At 66.0% G+C, this 268-nt stretch carries 1 protein-coding gene; it reads right to left on the bottom strand.

Annotation, left to right across the window (positions count from 1 at the left end):
* Window positions 1-268: hypothetical protein (locus tag SB753_RS37645; RefSeq protein ID WP_410805233.1), on the bottom strand; the 268-nt coding region annotated here is incomplete at both ends.

Genomic DNA, 268 nt, shown 5'->3' with positions numbered 1-268 from the left:
CTTCGATTCGGGCGGCGACGTTTCTCCCGCGAGAGACCGGATGCGCTCGTTTCGTTCGATCAGCCCGGCCAGTCGGCGGCCGGGCCGAAGGCTCCTCGCAACCGCCAGATCGTAGTCGACGTAGCCCATTCGGCCCCAAGCGAAGACCACCGCCATCCGGAATCGATGCCGAGCCAGATACCAGTCCTGCCGCGTCCAGTCCTCGACCGCTTGGGACGGTACGCCGCGGGTCTCGGGAAGGAGGTGCTCGAACACCTCGCTGAAGGTA

Origin of the sequence: Paraburkholderia sp. SIMBA_053 (assembly GCF_046534895.1) — a bacterium.
In the GTDB taxonomy this organism is placed as follows: Bacteria; Pseudomonadota; Gammaproteobacteria; order Burkholderiales; family Burkholderiaceae; genus Paraburkholderia; species Paraburkholderia caledonica.
The sequence above is the reverse complement of the archived record's forward strand: the minus strand, read 5'-3'. Positions and strand labels throughout refer to the sequence as shown.